Annotated in this window: 21 protein-coding genes; 10 read left to right on the forward strand and 11 right to left on the reverse strand. The window is 43.7% G+C overall.

What is annotated here, in order from left to right; genetic code table 11:
- Positions 1–391: 391 nt before the first annotated feature.
- Both ACYTPF_RS09925 and ACYTPF_RS09930 read left to right on the forward strand, forming a co-directional pair.
- Positions 392–1,210, forward strand: a complete 819-nt coding sequence (locus tag ACYTPF_RS09925; RefSeq protein ID WP_461852109.1) for a glycosyltransferase family 2 protein — start codon at positions 392–394, stop codon at positions 1,208–1,210.
- 26 nt (positions 1,211–1,236) lie between these two features.
- Positions 1,237–1,779 (forward strand): gamma carbonic anhydrase family protein, encoded by a 543-nt coding sequence (locus ACYTPF_RS09930; protein ID WP_179981887.1) that lies wholly within the window; start codon positions 1,237–1,239, stop codon positions 1,777–1,779.
- On the opposite strand, the gene aroE is transcribed toward ACYTPF_RS09930, so the two are convergent.
- Entirely contained in the window at positions 1,776–2,615 is an 840-nt protein-coding gene (aroE, locus tag ACYTPF_RS09935) for a shikimate dehydrogenase (RefSeq protein ID WP_461852110.1), read from the reverse strand. The genes ACYTPF_RS09930 and aroE overlap by 4 nt on opposite strands.
- Here aroE and ACYTPF_RS09940 point away from each other — a divergent pair.
- A complete protein-coding gene (locus tag ACYTPF_RS09940) occupies positions 2,614–3,045 on the forward strand; it encodes a group II truncated hemoglobin (protein WP_179981885.1) in 432 nt (143 codons plus the stop codon). The two genes, aroE and ACYTPF_RS09940, sit on opposite strands and share 2 nt — an antisense overlap.
- A gap of 115 nt (positions 3,046–3,160) precedes the next feature.
- Here the strand turns inward: ACYTPF_RS09940 and ACYTPF_RS09945 are convergent, their stop codons facing one another.
- The 7 genes from ACYTPF_RS09945 to ACYTPF_RS09975 form a co-directional block, all read right to left on the reverse strand.
- Positions 3,161–3,841 carry an OmpW family outer membrane protein gene (locus ACYTPF_RS09945; RefSeq protein ID WP_461852111.1) on the reverse strand — a complete coding sequence of 227 codons (681 nt, stop codon included), beginning with the start codon at positions 3,839–3,841 and terminating at the stop codon, positions 3,161–3,163.
- A gap of 212 nt (positions 3,842–4,053) precedes the next feature.
- Positions 4,054–4,986 (reverse strand): oxygen-dependent coproporphyrinogen oxidase, encoded by a 933-nt coding sequence (hemF, locus tag ACYTPF_RS09950; RefSeq protein WP_179981883.1) that lies wholly within the window; start codon positions 4,984–4,986, stop codon positions 4,054–4,056.
- Positions 4,983–5,588 carry an L-threonylcarbamoyladenylate synthase type 1 TsaC gene (locus tag ACYTPF_RS09955; RefSeq protein WP_179981882.1) on the reverse strand — a complete coding sequence of 202 codons (606 nt, stop codon included), beginning with the start codon at positions 5,586–5,588 and terminating at the stop codon, positions 4,983–4,985. The genes hemF and ACYTPF_RS09955 overlap by 4 nt, the downstream gene beginning before the upstream one ends.
- A gap of 57 nt (positions 5,589–5,645) precedes the next feature.
- Entirely contained in the window at positions 5,646–6,188 is a 543-nt protein-coding gene (locus ACYTPF_RS09960) for a DNA topoisomerase family protein (RefSeq protein ID WP_179981881.1), read from the reverse strand.
- An 85-nt stretch (positions 6,189–6,273) separates the two neighbouring features.
- Positions 6,274–6,750, reverse strand: a complete 477-nt coding sequence (locus ACYTPF_RS09965; RefSeq protein WP_014947732.1) for a DUF494 family protein — start codon at positions 6,748–6,750, stop codon at positions 6,274–6,276.
- A 1-nt stretch (position 6,751) separates the two neighbouring features.
- Entirely contained in the window at positions 6,752–7,861 is a 1,110-nt protein-coding gene (dprA, locus tag ACYTPF_RS09970) for a DNA-processing protein DprA (protein ID WP_461852112.1), read from the reverse strand.
- A gap of 38 nt (positions 7,862–7,899) precedes the next feature.
- Positions 7,900–8,973 carry a LysM peptidoglycan-binding domain-containing protein gene (locus ACYTPF_RS09975; protein ID WP_461852113.1) on the reverse strand — a complete coding sequence of 358 codons (1,074 nt, stop codon included), beginning with the start codon at positions 8,971–8,973 and terminating at the stop codon, positions 7,900–7,902.
- Positions 8,974–9,189: 216 nt separating this feature from the next.
- Between ACYTPF_RS09975 and def the strand changes: the two genes are divergently transcribed.
- From def to trkA, 4 genes are all read left to right on the forward strand, one after another.
- Positions 9,190–9,699: a peptide deformylase gene (def, locus tag ACYTPF_RS09980; RefSeq protein ID WP_179981878.1), complete on the forward strand. Its 510-nt coding sequence runs from the start codon at positions 9,190–9,192 to the stop codon at positions 9,697–9,699.
- A gap of 8 nt (positions 9,700–9,707) precedes the next feature.
- A complete protein-coding gene (fmt, locus tag ACYTPF_RS09985; protein ID WP_461852114.1) occupies positions 9,708–10,658 on the forward strand; it encodes a methionyl-tRNA formyltransferase in 951 nt (316 codons plus the stop codon).
- A 2-nt stretch (positions 10,659–10,660) separates the two neighbouring features.
- Positions 10,661–11,980 carry a 16S rRNA (cytosine(967)-C(5))-methyltransferase RsmB gene (gene rsmB, locus ACYTPF_RS09990; RefSeq protein ID WP_461852115.1) on the forward strand — a complete coding sequence of 440 codons (1,320 nt, stop codon included), beginning with the start codon at positions 10,661–10,663 and terminating at the stop codon, positions 11,978–11,980.
- 63 nt (positions 11,981–12,043) lie between these two features.
- Positions 12,044–13,423, forward strand: coding sequence for a Trk system potassium transporter TrkA (gene trkA, locus ACYTPF_RS09995; protein ID WP_136782368.1), 1,380 nt, complete (start codon positions 12,044–12,046; stop codon positions 13,421–13,423).
- 147 nt (positions 13,424–13,570) lie between these two features.
- On the opposite strand, the gene ACYTPF_RS10000 is transcribed toward trkA, so the two are convergent.
- Together ACYTPF_RS10000 and elbB are read right to left on the reverse strand one after the other, a co-directional pair.
- Positions 13,571–15,022, reverse strand: a complete 1,452-nt coding sequence (locus tag ACYTPF_RS10000) for a TrkH family potassium uptake protein (RefSeq protein ID WP_179981875.1) — start codon at positions 15,020–15,022, stop codon at positions 13,571–13,573.
- Positions 15,023–15,274: 252 nt separating this feature from the next.
- Positions 15,275–15,928 carry an isoprenoid biosynthesis glyoxalase ElbB gene (gene elbB / locus ACYTPF_RS10005; RefSeq protein WP_179981874.1) on the reverse strand — a complete coding sequence of 218 codons (654 nt, stop codon included), beginning with the start codon at positions 15,926–15,928 and terminating at the stop codon, positions 15,275–15,277.
- Positions 15,929–16,349: 421 nt separating this feature from the next.
- Here elbB and polA point away from each other — a divergent pair, with 421 nt between their 5' ends.
- Positions 16,350–19,139 carry a DNA polymerase I gene (polA, locus tag ACYTPF_RS10010; RefSeq protein ID WP_461852116.1) on the forward strand — a complete coding sequence of 930 codons (2,790 nt, stop codon included), beginning with the start codon at positions 16,350–16,352 and terminating at the stop codon, positions 19,137–19,139.
- A gap of 414 nt (positions 19,140–19,553) precedes the next feature.
- Here polA and yihA read toward each other — a convergent pair whose 3' ends face one another.
- Entirely contained in the window at positions 19,554–20,189 is a 636-nt protein-coding gene (gene yihA, locus ACYTPF_RS10015) for a ribosome biogenesis GTP-binding protein YihA/YsxC (protein WP_179981872.1), read from the reverse strand.
- Between the two features lie 174 nt (positions 20,190–20,363).
- On the opposite strand from yihA, the gene ACYTPF_RS10020 reads away from it, so the two are divergent.
- Both ACYTPF_RS10020 and ACYTPF_RS10025 read left to right on the forward strand, forming a co-directional pair.
- Positions 20,364–20,987, forward strand: a complete 624-nt coding sequence (locus ACYTPF_RS10020; protein ID WP_179981871.1) for a c-type cytochrome — start codon at positions 20,364–20,366, stop codon at positions 20,985–20,987.
- 353 nt (positions 20,988–21,340) lie between these two features.
- Positions 21,341–21,988: a class I SAM-dependent methyltransferase gene (locus ACYTPF_RS10025; RefSeq protein WP_461852117.1), complete on the forward strand. Its 648-nt coding sequence runs from the start codon at positions 21,341–21,343 to the stop codon at positions 21,986–21,988.
- Positions 21,989–22,077: the final 89 nt, after the last annotated feature.

Here is a 22,077-nt window from a genome sequence, read left to right on the forward strand (position 1 = left end):
AGTGTCATATTTGTTTTGAACGCTCAAATTACCCACAACATGAGCTTTATTTGAACAATTTAAAGCTCTCAAGCTAAAGCATTAGTATCTATTTAGCTATAAAACAGTATTCATCGAACTGTTATATATCTGTTCGGATACTCACATTAGCTTTAAGTTACTAAAAAAAGAATAACTCCATACGCATGCCACAATCCTTTTTAACCAATAATATGATTCATAGTGATTAACAGCGACAGTGTCATTACTCTCTACACTTAGATAAACTACGGGAAATAACCTGCCGATACTTGCTTTCAATTTTGTCAGTATATAAGCATCTGTTAGCGGGGAGTTGGATACGTATTATCAATATTGCTTAACTACACTATATAGAGGTCTATCACGCATTATGAAAACTAGCGTCATTTTTACAACTTATAATTCACCCGCGTGGTTAGAAAAAGTACTATGGGGTTTCTTCGAACAAACCGCAGATAACTTCGAAATTGTTATTGCGGACGACGGCTCTCGTGAAGACACTAAAGCACTTATCCAACGTCTCAAGCAAGAAACAGATATACCTATCAAACACGTTTGGCAAGAAGACGATGGTTTCCAAAAGTGCCGTATTCTTAATAAAGCTATTGTAGCCTCTGAGGGCGAATACTTAATTTTCACAGATGGCGACTGCATTCCTCGAAACGACTTTGTAGAGCAACATCTAAGATTATCAGAGAAAAATACCTATCTTTCTGGTGGGTACTTCAAATTACCCATGAGTGTAAGTAAAGCAATCACACGTGAGGATATCGTAAGTCAGCGAGCATTCAATGTGAATTGGTTAGTTAGTAAAGGTTTAAAAAAGACGCATAAAACGATGAAGCTCACTGCAAGAGGGGCCTGGGCAGAGTTCTTAAATAAGATAAGCCCGGCTCGCCCAACTTGGAATGGGCATAGCGCTTCATGTTACAAAGAGCACATTCTGGCAGTAAACGGTTTTGAGGAAACTATGCAATATGGTGGTCAAGATTGTGAATTTGGCGATCGATTAGTTAACTATGGCCTAAAAGCTAAACGCATACGTTATTCAGCTGTGTGCATACACCTTGACCATAAACGCGGATATGTTACGCCAGAAATGCTACAGAGAAGCAAAGCGATACGTGAAGATACTAAAAAGAATAAAGTAATAAAGGCACGTGTAGGAATAGAAGAATCATCACAATAAACCGGTAATAAACAAGAGTTGCGCTAATGCATAAATCGATTGATAGTTTTAAAGGCATATCTCCTACTTTAGGCAAGAATGTCTATATTGATGACTCGGCAAGAATAGTCGGTGATGTAGTATTAAAAGATGATGCCAGTATTTGGCCATTGGTTGCTGCACGCGGTGACGTGAACAAGATTCGTATTGGCGCTCGCAGTAATATACAAGACGGCAGTGTTTTGCACGTTACCCGTAAATCAGATAAAAACCCTGATGGGTTTCCACTTATTATTGGTGACGACGTTACCGTTGGGCACAAATGTATGCTGCATGGCTGCCAATTAGGTAATCGTATTCTGGTCGGTATGGGCGCAATTGTAATGGATGGCGTTGTTGTTGAAGACGATGTGTTCATTGGCGCAGGTACATTAGTACCGCCAAACAAAAGATTAGAGAGCGGATTTCTTTATGTAGGAAACCCCATGCAAAAGAAAAGGCCACTCAACGACGCTGAAATGGCATTTCTAAAACAGTCTGCCGTGAACTATGTAGTATTAAAAGATGAGTACCTAGAAGAAGCGAACTAGTTTCGCTTCTCACTTTGCTCAACAATATCTCTAACCCGTTTTACAATGTCCGAGGTATCAGGTCGCTTTTGTGTCCATATATAGAATGCTTCGGCAGCTTGCTCAACTAGCATCCCTAACCCATCTATTTGCGTATTAACACCTAGCTCAGCCGCATCTCTCATAAAGCGCGTAGGTGAATTTTTATAAACCATGTCGTAAACCACTTCACAGTGGTGTAAAACACCATCGTTCAAACTACACGGCAACTCATTATTTAAACTAGCGGCTGTTGAATTGATAATAATATGAGGTGCTATCGTTGCGATATCTTCAATAGGCACCACCTGCACTTTTGCGTTTGACGCGGCGCTTGCGACTTCGTCAGCTTTTGCTTTCGTTCTGTTCGCAATAGTCAGTGAAGCAGCGCCCGCTTTTAATAATGGAGAAATAACACCACGGGCTGCACCGCCGGCACCGATAAGCAATACGCGTTTATCTTTAACTTTCACGCCACTATTTAGTAAATCATTTACTAGTCCAACACCGTCTGTGTTGAACCCTAGCAGCTCACCTCTGTCGCCATTCATTAATGTATTAACAGCTTGTGCATCTTTAGCTGCTTGGTCATCTACTTTTGCTAAGTTAAAGGCATCAAGCTTAAAAGGCATGGTGACATTGCAGCCTACAGCGTTTTCTTGAGCTAAAAACGCTTTGGCGGCTTCAACAAAACCATCTTCAGGCGCAAGTATCTTTTCATAAGAAATCTTTTCTCCAACTTGATCAGCAAACATTTGATGAATAGTTGGTGATAAACTCTGTGCAATAGGATTTCCGAATACAGCGAATTTTTTCATGGGAATACGAGACTTATTTAATATAAAGAAGAAAAGCGATAGTCGTGCTTCGCAGAGTACACCATATGAGCGTATAGGTGGAGAGGAGAAAGTACGAGAATTAGCAAATACGTTTTATGACATTATGGAGACCGATCCACTTGCGAATGAACTACTTGCTATTCACCCTCAGCCATTAGACAGAATTCGTCATGTATTCTTTTTATATTTGAGTTTATGGCTGGGTGGTCCTGATGATTATCAGCAGCAATTTGGACACCCCCGTTTGCGTGCACGCCACCTTCCCTACACAGTAACACCAGAGTTGAAGGCGCAGTGGATGTATTGTATGCGCAAAGCCATGTTTAAAACGGTTAATGATATCGCCTTAGCTCAACAGTTACTTGATGCACTTGATCAACTTGCCAATCACATGGTGAATACAAAATAAAAAAGCGCGTTGAAAAGATTAACCTTTTAACGCGCAAGTCCCCTGTTACTGTCTACGCTCTTCGTGGCGTATAAAGTAGTGCAATTGTGAAAGCTTCAACTGTTAGGTTTAGGCCCTAGAAGGTGTAACCTACGGATATCGTGTACACCCAAGGGTCTATTTCAATATCACTAACCTTTCCAGCAGCATCGCCAACTTTAAAGGTGGCTTCTGTATCAATATCTATATAACGAACCGATGCGTTTACATGCCACTTAGTATCTATTTGATAGTCCATACCAACCTGAGCCGATACACCAAATGAGTTATCAAGCGATAGGTCACTTAAGCCCGCAGTTTCATTTGCGCCCGTAAACTCTTCGTCAAAGATAAAGGTATAGTTGATACCTGCACCAATGTACGGCTGAAATGCAGAGCTTGCGTCGTTGAAGTAATAGTTCGCGGTTAATGTAGGAGGAAGGTGCGTCACTTCACCAAGCTGGTTCCCTGTACCAAGAGGGTCTGCAACAGAAAAGTTCACGTCGTGCTTAAAAGGCGTTGCTGCAAGCAGCTCAATATTAATATTATCGGTAATAAAGTACGCAACGTTCAAACCTAGCTGGGTATCATTATCAATATTAAGGGCAACACCGAGGTCTGTTCCACCAGCGACAATGTTAGAAGTAGATTCGTCAGGAGCAACGGTAGTTAGACCGCCACGGACAATCCAATCGCCCTGTTGATGAGCGCTAGCTAGAGGTGAAATTGCAGCAATTGTAAGACAAAGTGCAGATGCAGATAAAAAGTGTTTGCGCATGATGTGTCTCTTTTGTGTTTAACTAAGATGGCGCTACTTTACGCCCTTGGTTAAGAGAAACATTGATCCAGCGCAAGCTTGATAACTCACTGAAACAAAGATGATATTCGGACTTGATGCAGATCAAAAAACGCCGTGTGTTCAACTCGCACGGCGTTTTCGTCATTAATGACGTCAGATAAATCAGTAAAAGCGACCTTACTAAATTAAATTCACCAGTCAGTTGGCTTTAACCAGTCAGTTAACTTAGCTTCAGCGCTACCCGGTGCGGGCGTATAGCAATATTCCCAGCGGGCTAGCGGCGGCATTGACATTAAAATAGACTCTGTGCGCCCTCCGGTTTGTAATCCAAACAGGGTACCGCGGTCGAATACTAGATTGAATTCAACGTAGCGACCTCGGCGATATAGCTGGAAGTCTCGCTCTCTTTCACCAAAATCGGTTTGCTTACGGCGTTCTACAATAGGAACGTAAGCATCAATAAAGCCGTTGCCTACCGCCTGCATAAACGCAAATGACTGTTCAAAGCCCAACTCATTCAGGTCATCGAAGAACAACCCTCCCACGCCGCGAGTTTCGTTGCGATGTTTTAAATAAAAGTAATCGTCACACCACTTTTTATACTTAGGGTACACATCATCGCCAAACGGCTTACATAATTTCTTTGCGGTATCATGCCAGTGCACAACGTCATCTTTGAACGGGTAAAACGGCGTTAAGTCAAAACCACCACCAAACCACCAGATAGGTGCTTCACCTTCTTTTTCCGCAATGAAAAAGCGAACATTAGCGTGCGACGTCGGGATATACGGGTTATGTGGGTGGATAACAAGTGATACGCCCATTGCTTGAAAGTTTCTGCCCGCAAGCTCGGGACGATTTGCCGTTGCTGATGCTGGCATTTGGCTGCCAAACACGTGTGAAAAGTTAACGCCGCCTTGCTCAATCACCGCACCGTTTTTTAAGACTCGAGAGCGACCACCGCCGCCTTCTTCACGCTGCCAACTGTCTTCGACAAACTGACCTTTTCCGTCGGCGAGCTCGAGGGTTTGGCAGATTGTGTCCTGCAGCCCTAGTAGATAGCTTTTTACTTGTTCTATTACTTCAGCGGCATTTTTACCGTCCAGTAATTCTGCTGATGTCATGCTCTTATTACCTCTGCTGTGTCACCATCGCGAATGGTACTGGGTTTAGTTGCACCACCTACTGCACCGTCAACGTAGAAAACGGAATCAGCGAATACGGCTTTTGCCTCTTCAGTAGTGGTGGCTGGCGGTTGACCGGTTAGGTTAGCACTTGTAGAAACAAGTGGCTTCCCTAACTTATTGCACAGCTCTACTACTACTGGATGATTAGTTACGCGCACTGCTATTTTACTATGCTTACCGGTTAACCAAACAGGCGCCGATGACGACTTAGGTAATAGCCAAGTGTTCGGGCCAGGCCAGCTTGAGAAAATATCGGTGCGACGATGTGGTTGTATGGCATTGTCGTTAACATAGGGCAATAGCTGACTGTAATTAGCAGCTATTAAAATAACGCCCTTTTCTACTGGTCGCTGTTTTATCTCTAACAGCGCATTTACCGCTGCTTCATTGTCTGGGTCACATCCGATGCCCATTACCGCTTCGGTTGGATAAACGATTAAATTTCCCGCTTCAAAAGCGGCAACAACAGGGTCTACTTCAGATGTATTAGCCTCAACGGGTGTAAACGTATTCACGTTCCCATTTTGGGTATCAGACATGGTTTTGATCTCTTTGTATAGTTCTTGGTTTAGTTGTTCGTTTAGTTAATCATATAACTACTTTTTAAAGCCACAACTAGGCTGAGGGCACTGCAACTGCCCCTTTTTATCTATCAATACTCCCCAACCGCAGTCTGGGCAGCTTTCATTTATCGGCGCGAAATTTAGCACATATCGACATTGTGGATAATGGTTACACGCAAAAAACTGTTTACCGTATTTATTAGTACGCGAGATCAAATGCCCTTTCTTACATTTTGGGCAATCTACCAAGGTGTCTTCTTTTTCCTTAATAGGCTCTATGTGATGGCACGTAGGAAAATTTGTACAGCCAATAAACATACCAAACCGCCCCTTTTTTATAGCAAGGTCAGAAGCACATTCGGGGCACGCTATACCATCTAAGGTTTTAAGAATAGTGGTTTGTTTATCGTGAAGCGGCTTACTGAAGTTGCATTCAGGGTAGCCTGTACACCCAATAAATGGACCTGATTTACTGTTCTTTATATGAAGGGGCTTGCCGCACTCGGGGCAGTCTCCGAAGTTATCATCTAGAGCATGCTCGTGCGCTGAAAAAAGTGAGTGGTCTATTTTAGACATGTATTAGACGTTAAGGCCTTAACGCGCTGTAATTTCACAGCGCATTTTGTAAGTAAAGATTTAAATATCAGTGACTACGACTGCACTAATGCAGCACGCCGTCTGGCTCTTCGAACAAAAGATCTTCCATTTGTGCGTAGGCTTTCTCTTTGCCAGGTACGTTAAATAGTACCATTAGCACAACCCACTTAAGGTCTTCTAAACAGAATTCATTGGAATCGATTTCCATAACGCGGTCTATCACCATTTCACGCGTAGACGCGTCAAGTACGTTGACCTGTTCTAAGAACATAAGAAAACCGCGACATTCCACATCTAAACGCATCTGTTCTTCGTGGGTGTAGATACGGCTTAAGCTGGTGCTAATCCCTTTACAAAAGTACGGTTTTATATCCGTTTCTTGCAGAGCCGCTAGCTTTTCTAACCATGCGAGGGCTTTATAAATCTCATCGTGATGGAAACCTGCGCGCACAAGTTCTTCCGTCAACTCGTCTTGATCAACACGAATTTCCGTTTCACTGTGAATGAAGTTTTCAAACAGATACATGAGGATATCGAACATATTATTTTCCCCTCAATTTAACGTAACCACCCGGGACAGCGGTTACTAAACCACGCAACTCATATTCTAATAATGATGCCATTGCTTGCGATACTGATAAGGCATTGCGCTGGGCTATAACATCAATAGCGGTGATGTCATAATCCACACTAGCTAATAATTTATCGGTTGCCAAGCTATTCGCTGCACTTTTTTCGTTTTGCTCGTTAACATCCAAGCCCAGTTGTTCAGGCTGAAGACCAATTTCATCAAGAATATCGATAATATTAATTACTAATTTGGCGCCCTGTTGGATTAACAAATGGCAGCCCTCAGAGTACGCGTGAAAGATACTACCAGGCACAGCGAATACTTCTCGCCCCATATCTGCGGCCAAATTCGCAGTTATCAAGGTGCCACTCTTAATTTTTGCCTCTACTACCAAGGTTCCAAGTGATAACGCAGCGATAATTCTGTTTCTGCGGGGGAAGTGCCAAGGTTTAGGCCCTTGCCCAGGAAAAAACTCTGTGACGGTAACGCCCTTGTCATTATTTATTGCCTCGTAGAGCGTGTGATTTTTAGCGGGGTAGACTACTTCAGGACCCGTGCCCATCACTGCGACTGTTCCTGTATTTCCCGACAAAGCGCCTTGATGCGCGGCACTATCAATGCCCATAGCAAGGCCACTTGTTACTGCAACTCCATTATTAGACAACCCTGATGCAAATTCACTGGCGATCCGCTTACCCTGCATGCTAGCCCTTCTACTGCCCACAATGGCAATTTGCGGACTTCGCAGCAGAGCACTATCACCCGTTGCAAATAGTACTAGGGGTGGACTGTCCAATTGCTTTAACGATTGAGGGTAGTATGAAGACGAATAAGAAATAATGTGTCTATTATCAGCCGCTTGTTGCCATAAGAAAGCAGCATCAATAAGGGGCTTTGATATTTGATCTACGAGCTGTTTCACAGCGTCGGGAAGCGATGATGAATTACCGGCTAAATCAGCAGGAGATAGTTGATAGTGTTCTAGGGTCTGTAGCCAGATTTTAGGGGAGATGCGCTGAGCCGATGCCAGTGCTACCCATGCGAATAGCTCGCTGTTTGATTGAGAAATGCGCTGTTTCATTGTCGCTCCTTTATGAGCGACAATGAAACCTACAGCGTCTAAGGCTTAGCGACAATAAAGCCGCGCTTAATTCCTTTATTCGCTCTTGTTATTAATCCATAGCTTGCCGCATCGAATGTTTTAAAAACAATCACCTCACCTACTTTGAGTGCTGGCTGTGCTACCGTATCAATAAACCACTCACCACCGTTTTTAGCACCGGGTTCATCAACATAACGCGGGCTATCTTCATCAATAATGGCTGGGCCTTGAGCATACACCCCCAATACTGTGCCTGGCGCTACATCCATTGCGCCAAGGTCAACAATGACAACATCATATTTGCCAAGTAAGTCGTGATCATGCAAGTCGCCTACGACTACTCCTCGTTGTGAGGTAGCAGGCGTAAGCTCGAAACCTTCTGGATGAGTAAAGCCCCCGGCCATCAATTTGTCACCACGTTTTGCTTCTTGATTGGCGTCATCAATAAACAGCAGCATGGTATCGTCTGCTTGGTCTTTCTCTACCAACGAAGCATTAGATACATGGGTGACCTGAATGCCTAGCGTTTCTCCATCTAGGTTTCTGATAGTAGCGTGCTTTCTAATCACTCTGTACTGGTCGTTAGTACTGAATTGTTGCTGACTAAGCACAAAGTCATCTGAAGCAAACCTAACATTTCCGTCTTGATTACCTAGGAGTCTAGGTAAGGCTGAATAGTCGTCTTCGTCTAGCAACATATGTTGTCTTACAAAAGGAGAGATAGTTGTCCAAGACAGGACGTCGACAGGTTTTGGCTTTATGCGCTTATCAGTAGTCGGAGACAGATTGTAGGCTAGCTTGTCGCGCTTCACGCTTAAAACAGGCTGACCATCAATGAAACCTACAACGATGACATCTCCGGGATAGATAAGATGAGGGTTATCTATTTGCGTATTCGTTCGCCATAGCTCTGGCCATAGCCAAGGCTCGTTAAGAAAAATATTCGCAATTTCCCATAGGGTGTCGCCACGCTTCACCGTATAGGTTTCTGGCGCAGTGTCTTTTAATTGAAGCGCGAACGCAGGCAAAGACAAAAGCACTCCAAGAATAAATATTGCTGCACGACGCGCGTATGTTAATCGCTTTTTCAAATTGACCACCTGCAAATTATTCACTGTCATTTATTGTTGATTTTTCAGACAATAGCACTATATCGGCAGAAGTACGTATTCTTGTAGGGTTTAGGCAAAAAACTGCACGAAACCACCCGATATACGTTAGAATAGTAACTTAATAAGCACTGTAAAGCGTGCTGGCAATTAGATCGTATATGAATTTATACAGCGAAAAGGTGAAGTAAGCGAGAAATGGCAATTTTAGACGTATTAAGTTTTCCTGATGAACGTCTTCGCACGGTAGCTAAACCCGTAGAAGAAGTTAACGACGAAATTAAACAATTGGTATCGGACATGTTCGAAACCATGAAAGACGAGAACGGTATTGGCCTTGCAGCGACGCAAGTTAACCGCCACGTTCAAGTTGTTGTAATGGACGTATCGGAAGATCAAAACGAGCCTCGCGTATTTATTAACCCTGAAATTATTCGTAAAGATGGTTCCACAATTAGCGAAGAAGGCTGCTTGTCTGTACCGGGTAACTACGCCAAGGTTGAGCGCGCTGAAGCAATAACGGTTAAAGCGTTAGATGAGAATGGCGAGACCTTTGAGTTAGATGCCGAAGGCCTGCTGGCTATCTGTATTCAACACGAACTCGATCATTTAAAAGGTAAACTTTTTATCGATTATTTATCGCCACTTAAGCGCCAACGTATTCGTAAAAAGCTTGAGAAAGAAGCGCGTCTTGCCGCAAAAGCCTAGGGAATAACGTGACAACTCCATTAAAAGTAATTTTTGCCGGTACTCCGGATTTTGCAGCTAAACATCTATCGGCGTTGCTAGAGAGTGAGCACGAGGTTATTGCTGTCTACACTCAGCCTGATAGGCCCGCTGGCCGTGGTAAGAAACTCACAGCCAGTCCAGTTAAGGTGCTAGCTGAAGAAAATGCCATTCCTGTGTATCAGCCTCAGTCGTTAAAAGCGCCAGAAGCACAAGAAGAGTTAGCCTTGCTAAATGCCGATTTAATGGTGGTGGTTGCTTATGGCCTAATATTACCTACAGCTGTGCTTAACGCTCCTAAGCTAGGTTGTATTAATGTACACGGTTCTATTTTGCCAAAGTGGCGCGGCGCAGCTCCAATACAGCGCGCTATATGGGCGGGTGACGCTGAAACAGGCGTAACCATAATGCAAATGGATGAAGGTTTAGATACTGGCGATATGCTGCACATCGCCACATTACCTATTACACCTGAAGACACCAGCGCAACTTTGTATGACAAGCTTGCAGAACTAGGACCAAAAGCATTAGTTGAAGTTGTCGACAACTTTGAAAGCTATAGGCCTACGAAACAAGATGACTCTATGGCCACCTATGCGAAAAAGCTTTCTAAAGAAGAAGCGCTTATCAATTGGGCAGACGATGCCAAGCAAATAGAACGAAACATTCGCGCCTTCAACCCTTGGCCAGTAGCGTGGATGAAGGTAGAAGATCAAAATGTGAAGGTGTGGTCAGCTACCGTTGTTACACTAGATAAAGAGGTTAAGCCAGGTACGATCGTTAGTGCTAATAAAGAAGGCATAACCATAGCAACAGGGCGCGACGCACTTTGCATCACAACACTTCAAATTCCAGGTAAAAAGGCGCTACCAGCGTCAGACGTTATCAATGCTCGCCAAACGTGGTTTGAAGTGGGTCGTTGTCTGACAAAAGCGGACTAAACGTGAAACCATTACCCCTTCCCAAACAGAAAAACCTGCGCGCAGATTGTGCGTGGGTCATTTATCAAATTTTAGAGCAAGGCAAGTCATCGCGTGAATGCCTGGAACGTGTTCAACGCAGACACAACGCCAAAGATAACGCATGGATTCAAGAGATGTCGTTAGGGGTAATGCGTCGCCTTCCTCTTTTACAGCACTGGCTGCGCTCTTTGTTAGATAGACCCTTAAAGGGAAATAAAAAGGTTATTGAACACCTTATACTTCTTGGTCTGTACCAGCTTAACTTTTCACGTGTTAGCAATCACGCTGCAGTAGGTGAAACGGTTGCTGCAGCGTCTTATTTAAACGCAGCAGCGCTTAAAGGCTTGGTGAATGCGGTATTACGCAATTTTCAGCGAGAGAACCTTGCCGACAAAAATGTAGACGATGCCATTATAAACAGCGGTTTACCTAAGTGGCTGTTTAAGGCAATAGAAAACGCCTATGGCGCCGATGCAGACCAAGTGCGTAGCGAAACTAACGCTATGGCTCCCATCTGGCTTCGTGTGAATAAACTGCAAACAACATTGGCAGCATTTACCAAGGCGCTAGATAGTGTTGGCGTACAATATACCCTTAGCGACAATCACGCAGATGCAGTAATTCTGACTAAACGTGAAGACATTACAGCTCTGCCTGGCTTTGATAAAGGGCACTTTGCGGTGCAAGATGGTGCAGCTCAATTAGCCGCACACTACTTACAGCCACAAGCAAATGAGCGTATTTTAGATTGTTGCGCCGCACCAGGCGGTAAAACCGGGCACATTGTAGAATGCGCCCCGGATACTGAGTACGTGTTGGCACTTGATGCCGATGCTACACGCCTAAAACGCGTAGAAGAAAACATGACGCGCCTTAAACACGTCGTAGATATTAAGCAGGGTGATGCGTCTAATCCAGAAACTTGGTGGGATGGAAAGCCCTTCGATAGAATTTTACTGGATGCCCCCTGCTCTGCTACTGGCGTTATACGTCGTCACCCAGATATTCGCTGGCTTCGAAAATCCAATGACATCGACAACTTAGCGCAGCTACAACGCCGTATATTAGATACGCTGTGGGGCCTATTAAAACCAGGCGGTACCTTGCTTTATGCAACCTGTTCAATTTTACCAAAAGAAAACATGGCGCAGATACAGCAGTTTCTAGCCGACACGCCAAATGCCAAGTTATCGCCTGTAGTGAAAACAGAAACCATAGATAAACCTGGACGTCAGATAACGCCAGGGGAACAACAAATGGATGGTTTCTATTATGCGAGGCTGGTAAAGTCGACAGACTGAGTTTAATAGTTGTGCAGGTTACATAGTTATGACCTGCACAGATATGAAGGCAAAATAACAACGATGAAGATCATCATTTTAGGGGCCGGACAAGTAGGCGGAACTCTTGCTGAAAACCTAGTAGGTGAAAATAACGAAATTACCGTTATTGACTCTGACCCCACTATTCTGCGCGCGCTGCAAGATCGCCTTGATTTGCAGGTTGTTACAGGTGTGGGTTCACACCCTGATGTTTTGCGCAAAGCCGGTGCGGAAGATGCTGATATGCTGATAGCCGTAACCAATAGTGATGAAAGCAACATGCTCGCCTGTCAGGTTGCCTATAGCCTTTTCAAAACGCCCACAAAAATTGCCCGTGTACGCTCAGAACAATACATTATTTACCAAGAGCAGCTATATAAGCAGCAAGACATTCCGGTAGACCACATTATTGCCCCAGAGCAACTGGTAACCAAAGCAATTAAACGCCTTATCGATTATCCCGGTGCCCTTCAGGTTGTTGAGTTCGCAGAAGGTAAGGCAAGCTTGGTAGCCGTTAAAGCCTATTACGGCGGCTTATTGGTAGGCCACGCGTTATCTGCACTTAAAGATCACATGCCTAATGTGGAAACCCGGGTTGCAGCTATTTACCGTCGCGGCCGCCCTATTCGTCCACTGGGAACAACGGTTATAGAAGCAGATGACGAAGTATTCTTTATTGCCGCCACTAAGCACATTCGTGCAGTAATGAGTGAACTTCAAAAGCTCGAGTCAAGCTACAAGCGAATTATGATAGCCGGCGGTGGTTTAATTGGCGCAGGGTTAGCGAAGAAGCTTGAGCACAATCATAACGTTAAACTTATTGAATACAGCCCAGAGCGTGCAAAATATCTATCTGCCAACTTAGATAAAACCATCGTCTTTAGTGGTGACGCGTCTGATCCTGAATTGCTTAGCGAAGAAAATATCGAACAGGTTGATGCATTCATTGCGGTTACCAATGACGATGAAGCGAATATTATGTCGGCCATGCTGGCAAAACGTATGGGCGCGCAAAAAGCCATGGTGCTTATTCAGCGAAGTGCTTACGTAGATCTCGTTCAGGGTGGCGAGATAGACATTGCGTTTTCACCACAACAAGCCACGATTTCGGCACTACTTACGCACGTACGCCGTGGCGACATCGTTAACGTTTACTCATTACGTCGTGGCGCTGCAGAGGCTATCGAAGCTATTGCCCATGGCGATGAAAACACATCTAAAGTGGTTGGCAGGCAAATTGGCGACATCAAGCTCCCCCCTGGTACGACTATAGGTGCTATCGTTCGCGACGAACAGGTAATTATTGCCCACAGTGATACAAAGATAGAAGCGAACGATCACGTCATTTTGTTCTTGGTAGATAAGAAGTACATCAATGATGTAGAAAAGCTGTTCCAGCCGAGTGCATTTTTCTTTGGCTAGCGCTATACCCCGCTCTTTTGAAGCTTCGCAAAGGTATTCGGGTACAGTGTTTCGAATATAGACTTATAAGGCAGAGGGCGATGAGTATCGCCCTTTTTTTAGCTGGTTTTAAACCGTAAGACTTAGCAAAGCCTTCAATTCTAGATATTAGCTTCGCCAGAACGTAGGCGAGAATAGTACCAGTAATGAGAAAACTTCTAGTCGACCAAACACCATACCCGTTATTAGGATCCATTTACCGGCATCAGTTACATCGGCATAATTTGCTGCCACACTGCCTAGGCCTGGGCCTAAGTTATTAAGCATGGCCGCCGTTGCAGTAAAAGCACTGAGGTTATCTAAACCTGTAGCAATTAGACCTATCATTATTACCACAAATACTACGGCGTAAGCCGAGAAAAACCCCCATACAGCTTCTACCACTCTGTCCGGCATAGCACGGTCACCAAACTTAACACTGTACACGGCTTTAGGGTGGATAAGTCTATCTACTTCACGCTTGCCTTGTAAAAACAATAAGCACACACGTACTACCTTTAAGCCACCACCTGTAGAGCTGGCGCAACCGCCTATGAAGCTAGAAAAAATAAGCATTATGGGTAAAAACGTAGGCCATACAGAAAAGTCAGTAGTGGCGAATCCGGCCGTCGTGCTAATGGACACGGCCTGAATCATAGCTTGATCTAAGGCTTGCTCAGCGGAACTATAGTAGCCTGATAGAGTTAGTACTAGAAAACAAATACTAATTAGCGACGCTTGAATAATAAAGAACGCTTTGAATTCTGGATCTTTAAAGTAGCCTTTCACTGAGCGTGAACTTACCGCGGCGTAGTGCAGCGAGAAATTCAGCGCAGCAATAAGTAAAAAGACTGTACAAACCACGTTTACCATAGGGCTGTTGAAGTACCCTAAGCTCGCATCATGGTTAGAAAACCCACCAATGGCTACGGTTGAGAATGCATGGCAAATAGCATCGAATACATTCATACCTGAAAGCCAATATGCCCCCGCGCACGCAATGGTTATAGTGAGGTAGATATACCATAGATGCTTTGCCGTATCGGCAATACGCGGCGTCATCTTGTTATCTTTAACCGGGCCCGGTGTCTCAGCTCGATACAGCTGCATGCCCCCAACACCAAGAATAGGTAATATGGCAACGGCTAGTACAATGATACCCATACCGCCTAGCCACTGTAGCTGTTGACGATAAAATTGCACTGAATGAGGGAGAAAATCTATCCCTTCGATAACCGTAGCACCAGTGGTCGTCAGGCCAGAGAACGATTCAAAAAAAGCATCGGTTACTGTCATGCTAGGTTGCTCAAGCAAGATAAGTGGAATTGCACCCACGCTTGCCAGTACTGACCAAAATAGCGCGACTATTAAAAACCCTTCTCGCGCTCTTAAGTCATTTTTTTGCTGACGATTGGGATACCACAAGGCCATGCCGCCAATGACACAGAATATAAAAGCGAGAGTGAAAGGAAGACCGCTACCATCTTGATATATCAACGACACAATAGCTGGTGGGATCATGGTTACGCTAAAAAGCGCTATTAGTAACCCGAGTATTCGTATGATGGCACGGTAGTGCATTGTTTATTATGCCTTTATTTTTATAGCGCGCATAAGGGCTTAAGTGCCCTAGTTTTAATGCTTTTTGAACTGACTTCCAAAAAACAAACGTCGTTACCTAAAACAAAAAAGGTAAACTTAATGTGTTTCGCATAGGGTTTTGATTATAGGACTATAATCACTAAGGGGAAACCTTTGTCTCCCCACAACATTAAGCTAATTATATAGAATGGAGCTTAACTTTACGGTTCAGAAAAGCCAGCCCCAAGCTTTCTATTTCATGGCAAGTACAGTCTTGACCATTTTGCTAATACTCGCATTCGCTTCACTAACACTTTGGGCCAGCATATAGGCAGGTGTGGTTACCAACTTTGCATCATTGTCCACGACAACCTCATCTACCGGACACTCCACGTGAGTGGCACCTAAGGCATTCAAGCCGCAAGCCGTGGCTTCATCGTCGCCAATAGTTAGCTTAGTCTTGTTGCTATACACTTTAGCGGCTAATGCGGGTGCAATACACGCATAAGCTGCAGGTTTTTTAGCTTGTGCAAATGCCTTACAGACCTCAAGAACCTCTTCGTTAAAGGTACATTTATCACCGTCTACAGCAAAGGTGCAAAGGTTTTTCGCCGCACCAAAGCCCCCAGGCAGTATAAGTGTATCAAATGCATTAACGTCACAATCAGTGACAGGCTTTATATTGCCTCTAGCTATTCGGGCTGACTCTACCAATACGTTTCTGGTTTCACCTTCCGCCACTTCACCGGTTAAGTGATTGACCACGTGAAGTTGCTCTACATCGGGCGCGAAACATTGATAAGATGCCCCCTCTTGCTCAATGGCTAGAAGCGTTAATACCGCCTCATGTAATTCTGCCCCGTCGAACACACCACTACCACTTAAAATAACGGCTACTTGTTTCATATTGTCCTCCTAGACGTTATGCCATCTACTTATTCAAAATTTGGCTATTAAACACACAAGTGTACAAAAAAAGTTCTTATAAATACGTGTATACAATGTTAACGGTTATGCTACATTACTTGACCAACTTGGTTAAACCAAAAATAAACGTACACCAAGTTATCCACACAAAATGGAATGATTAGTAGCAGGTACGCTGTTTTCACACCTTAGTCTCATTCCCTTATTTTTCTTGATTTAGAAGGTGATCTTTAACTTGACAAAGATCATCCGGATCTCTGTGTCTGAAACTTTAGATCACAAAGTTATCCACAGGCGAATTGTGATCGGCTGTCACGTTTAATCTTACTTCATGATATGGCGATCTGCCCTAGCCTGTGGCATCCTTGCGCTCATATTGTATATTGGAAAATCGCCCGCTATGCCAGATTCTAAAAAGCCTCCATTTATTCTTGTCGATGGATCGTCATATCTCTTTCGTGCCTTTCACGGTTTACCACCATTAACGAACTCAAAAGGCCAAGATACCGGTGCCATTTATGGTGTTGTGAACATGCTCAAAAGCTTGATCAAGCAATACAACCCTACGCACATGGCGGTAATTTTTGATGCCAAAGGAAAAACTTTTCGCGACGACATCTACAAAGAGTATAAAGCGAATCGTCCACCTATGCCGGATGAGCTAAGAAGCCAGATCGAACCATTACATACCATCATCAAGGCAATGGGCTTACCTGTCATTGTCGAGTCGGGCGTAGAAGCGGACGACGTTATAGGTACCTTAGCCAAACATGCCACAGAGAAAGGTATTGATACCCTTATCAGCACCGGTGACAAAGACATGGCGCAATTGGTGAATGAACATGTCACCTTGATCAACACCATGACCAATCAGGTAATGGACGTTGAAGGTGTAAATACTAAGTTTGGCATTCCACCAGAGCTTGTGATCGACTTCCTTGCACTAAAAGGCGACAAGGTAGATAACATACCCGGCGTACCTGGTGTAGGCGATAAAAGTGCTCAAGCCTTACTTAATGGTATTGGCGGTATCGACGATATTTATAAGAATTTGGATAAAATCGCCGATCTATCGTTTAGAGGTAGCAAGTCAATGGCGGCTAAAATGCAGGAGTACGAGGAGCAAGCACGACTCTCTTATACCCTAGCCACTATTAGCATCGATCTTGACCTAGACTATGATGTTGAAGCCTTGATGCCTAGCCAAGCTGATATCGAACAACTTCGCGATCTATTTGCTGAGTATGAATTTAAACGCTGGCATACAGAAGTAAGCGCGCTTATGGCGGGCGGTGATACCTCAAATAGTGAAACGACTAGCAGTGAAGATAACAGCAGTGCACAAGAAAGTGAGAAAAGTACTTCGGTAGATATCGACAAATCGAAATACGAAACCGTACTTGATGAAGCGCGCTTTAACGCTTGGATTGCTAAGCTTGAAAAAGCAGAATTAATTGCCTTTGATACCGAAACTACTAGCCTTAACTACATGGATGCCGAATTAGTTGGCGTTTCATTTTGTATAGAGGAAGGTGAAGCAGCTTACGTACCTGTAGCCCATGATTACCCAGATGCACCGGCACAGCTATCGCGTGAGTTTGTATTAGAGGCATTAAAACCTATTTTGGAATCAGACAAGGTTATCAAAGTAGGCCAGCATATTAAGTACGATAAAAATGTATTAGCAAACTATGACATAATCTTAAATGGCATTGGCTTCGACACCATGCTTGAAAGCTATGTACTAAACAGCACCGCCCAGCGCCACGATATGGACTCACTAGCTCTAGCTTATCTTGGTCATAAAACCATTCACTTTGAAGAAATTGCTGGCAAAGGCGCAAAACAGCTTACCTTTAACCAAATTGACCTAGAAGAAGCAGGCCCATATGCAGCAGAAGATGCTGATATTACGCTTCGCTTACATAACGCTATTTGGACAAAGTTAAAAGATATTCCGGAGCTTAAAAACTTGTTGATAGACGTTGAAGTTCCTCTTGCGTGCGTTCTTTCTCGCATGGAGCAAGAAGGCGTACTGATTGACAGCCAGAGACTTAGTCAACAAAGCCAAGATCTTGCTAGTCGTATTGCCGAGCTAGAAAGTGAGGTTCATGAGGAAGCGGGCGAGCCATTCAACTTAGGCTCAACAAAACAGCTTCAGCATGTTCTATTTGAAAAGATGTCGCTGCCAGTTATCAAGAAAACGCCAAAAGGAGCGCCCTCTACTTCTGAGGATGTACTTCAAGAACTGGCGCTTGAGTATCCGCTGCCTAAAAAGATCATGGAATACCGCGGCTTAACTAAGCTAAAGAATACCTACACCGATAAACTTCCTAAGATGATCAATCATCGTACAGGTCGGGTGCATACGTCTTATCATCAAGCGGTAACGGCAACAGGGCGTCTTTCTTCAACCGATCCTAATTTACAAAATATTCCTATTCGCAATGAAGAAGGTCGTCGCGTACGCCAGGCTTTTGTTCCAAGGGAAGGAAATAAGTTTGTCGCAGCTGACTACTCTCAAATTGAGCTGCGTATTATGGCGCACCTTTCCGGCGATAAAGGCCTACTTGATGCCTTTGCTCATGGCAAAGATATACACAAAGCAACCGCTGCGGAAGTATTCGGCGTACCGCTTGATGAGGTAACGACCGAGCAGCGACGCAGTGCAAAAGCGATTAACTTCGGCTTAATTTACGGTATGAGTGCGTTTGGACTATCTAAACAACTTAATATTCCACGCAACGAAGCCCAAAAATACATGGACCTTTACTTTGAGCGCTACCCTGGTGTGCTTGAATATATGGACTCTACTCGTGAGAGTGCAAAAGAAAAGGGTTATGTAGAAACCGTATTTGGTCGCAGGCTATACTTGCCTGATATTAAAGCAAGTAATGGCGCACGCCGCAAAGGTGCGGAGCGCGCAGCAATCAATGCGCCAATGCAAGGTACGGCGGCAGACATTATTAAAATGGCCATGATTAAAGTTGACGACTGGATCAGAAAAAATGCATCTGACGATGTAACCATGATGATGCAAGTGCATGATGAATTGGTTTTCGAAATAAAAGAAGACAAGGTTGAGACCTATGTCTCTACTATTACTGCACTTATGGAAAGCGCAGCTACGCTTAATGTACCACTGGTTGTTGAGGCTGGAGTGGGCGAAAACTGGGATGAAGCTCATTAGTTTGGTAATTAGATTACAGTTTTCACATTAAAAGGCCGTTCATTTTCATTAAATTTGGTAATTTAATTACATAACGCCCTTGCCTTTTCTGTGCTTTGTTGTAATATTACACATGTAGGGTACAGAGGTGAGAAAGCTGTTTTCAAACCTTTGCTTTAACCCCGACAGTTTTGTCGGGGTTTTTTTATGTCTGTAGAAAACAAATAACCCTTAAATATCAGACACATAACAATTTAAGTGATTTTTCTTTCTATTTTTCCTGAACTTCTTTGATTACTGCTACTCTATATCTACGGTTTTTATGTGTTTTCTCTCAGTTTACGCCTCGCTCTATGCGGGGCGTTCTTTTTTCTAGCGCATCTAGTTTTCCCACTAAATACACTAAGTCAGCACAAGTGAAATTCACCGTTAACGTTACTGGACTTCACTATCGGATGTGTCTTCATCAACTGATTTGCCCAACCCAAACCATGAATCTAAGATACGCTCTAGCTCTGGTAAACCATGTTTATTTAATGATGAAAAGGTTTGTACCGTCACATCACCCATAAATGCCATAGCAGCTTCACGGGCCATTAATAGTTGTGCTTTGCGCTTTCCGCTTTTGAGTTTATCGGCTTTAGTAAGAAGCGCGAGTACTGGAATATCTGATGCCACAGCCCAATGAATGAGGTCTTGGTCTAAATCCTTAAAAGGATGACGAATATCCATTAGCACCACCAAACCTTTTAGCGACTTACGCTTTTGAAGGTATTCACCTAATGACGCTTGCCACTTCTTTTTCATCGCAACCGGGACTTTAGCAAATCCGTAACCCGGCAAATCGACAAGGCGTAAGTCTTCCTCTAATTCAAATACATTGATTAATTGAGTACGACCTGGTGTTTTACTGGTTCTCGCCAAGTTTCTTTGACGGGTTAATGTATTTAGCGCACTCGACTTGCCCGCATTCGAGCGACCCGCAAACGCAACTTCAATACCGCTGTCATTCTTTAAATGACGAATGTCAGGTGCACTCGTAAAGAATTTTGCTTTGGTGTAATACGACATCTAGACTTACCTCCACATGCGTCTCAACCTTCGGTTTACAGTTTTTTAATGAATAAACCAGCTAAAAACCATAGTTTTATCATGGAATAGGTTTTTCTGACGCGTTAAATGTGTAAAATACGCATGATATCACGTATATCACGCGAGCCGTTGGATCCATTTAAGAGATTTATTATGAAAAAACTGTGTTTGTTGGTGTGTATGTCTTTGGGTTTGAGCGCAACTGCTATGGCAGAAGGCGACGCCGAGGCAGGTAAAGCGAAATCTGCAGTATGTGCAGCCTGTCATGGCCCTGATGGCAACAGCATGATTGACATGAACCCAAAACTTGCTGGCCAGCATGAGAAGTACATTGTTAAGCAATTAACCGAATTTAAACTTGCCTCTCAAACGGGTGGCGAGGAAGGTCGTAACAATGCTGTTATGAATGGCATGGCTGCTCCACTATCAGAGCAAGACATGAAAGACCTAGCTGCTTATTTCTCAAGCCAAGAGCCTAAAGCGGGCGAAACGCCTGAGCAATATGTAGAAGCTGGACGCGCACTTTATCAAGGTGGTGACGAGTCACGTGGCGTAACAGCATGTATCGCTTGCCATGGACCTAAAGGTAACGGTATGGCATTAGCAGGCTTCCCTGACATCAGCGGACAGCATGCTACCTACACTGCATCTCAGCTAAAGGCTTTCCGTTCTGGTCAACGTCACAACGATATGAATGGCATGATGCGTGATATTGCGATGAAATTAACCGACGAAGATATCGAAATTTTATCTAACTATATCGCAGGCTTACACTAAGCCTTACCGTTTTCACACGTTGTTGTTAAATTTTTGTTACCGAAAAAGTTGTATTTTAAAATTATTCGTGTAATCTAACGGCGTAGTTTGTAGGTGCCTTCGAAAATCTACAAGCTAAATAACAAGAATAATAATAAAAATGCAGCATGGAAGACGGGATAAAGAGCCACGAGGGCCAAAAACAACAATACAGCTCTGCTAAAAATAAAAATAAGGGGAGCACAGCTAGGGAAGCCAGCTACACATAGATGTGTATAACGGGAGAGGTGTCATCTGACACTCATACAATGTAAGGTGATGGTGAAAACCATCACCTTTTTCTTTTTTAGCCCCTTTATTAATATCCGCCCTTTATGTCTTGTCCTTTATGTCAAAGCGCTAATACATCGTCTCACTACCATACTGATAAAAAGCGGGAATACCTTCATTGTAATCAATGCGACCTTGTTTATGTTTCACCTGCATTCCTGCCGTCAAAAGAAATAGAAAAACAGGAATATGATCTTCACGAAAACAGCTTCGAAGATGAAGGATATAGAAAGTTTTTAGGAAAGGTTTTAACGCCGCTTTCACTTTTTATAAAAGCGAGTAACGCGCCAGCGCTATCTGGATTAGACTTTGGCTGTGGCCCGGCGCCTGTTCTCGCAAGCATGCTGTCAGATGAAGGGGTGAATATGAGTACATACGACCCCTTCTATGCCCCGACCTTAAAGGTACTTAAGAGAAGCTACGACATTGTAACTTGTACTGAGGCTATCGAACACTTTCACGCCCCTCACGTGGAATGGGCGCTGTTCAACAAACTTGTTGCCCCTGGCGGGGTTCTTGCCATCATGACAAAACGCGTGCTCGATAAAGCCCGCTTTGCAAATTGGCATTATAAAAACGACATCACACATGTAAGCTTCTTCAGCGAAAAAACCTTTCACTTCCTAGCACAAAGATACGGTTATGATGTGAGTTTTCCAGCAAATGACGTTGTCCTATTGAAGAAGCGCTAAAATAGATTATCTATGACTACCTTTATGGTGTATTGATTTTTAACCGCACACCCAAAGATCAATACGTAGACACTAATTCGCGCTATAAT

This window comes from Alteromonas sp. HB246098 (genome assembly GCF_054890645.1).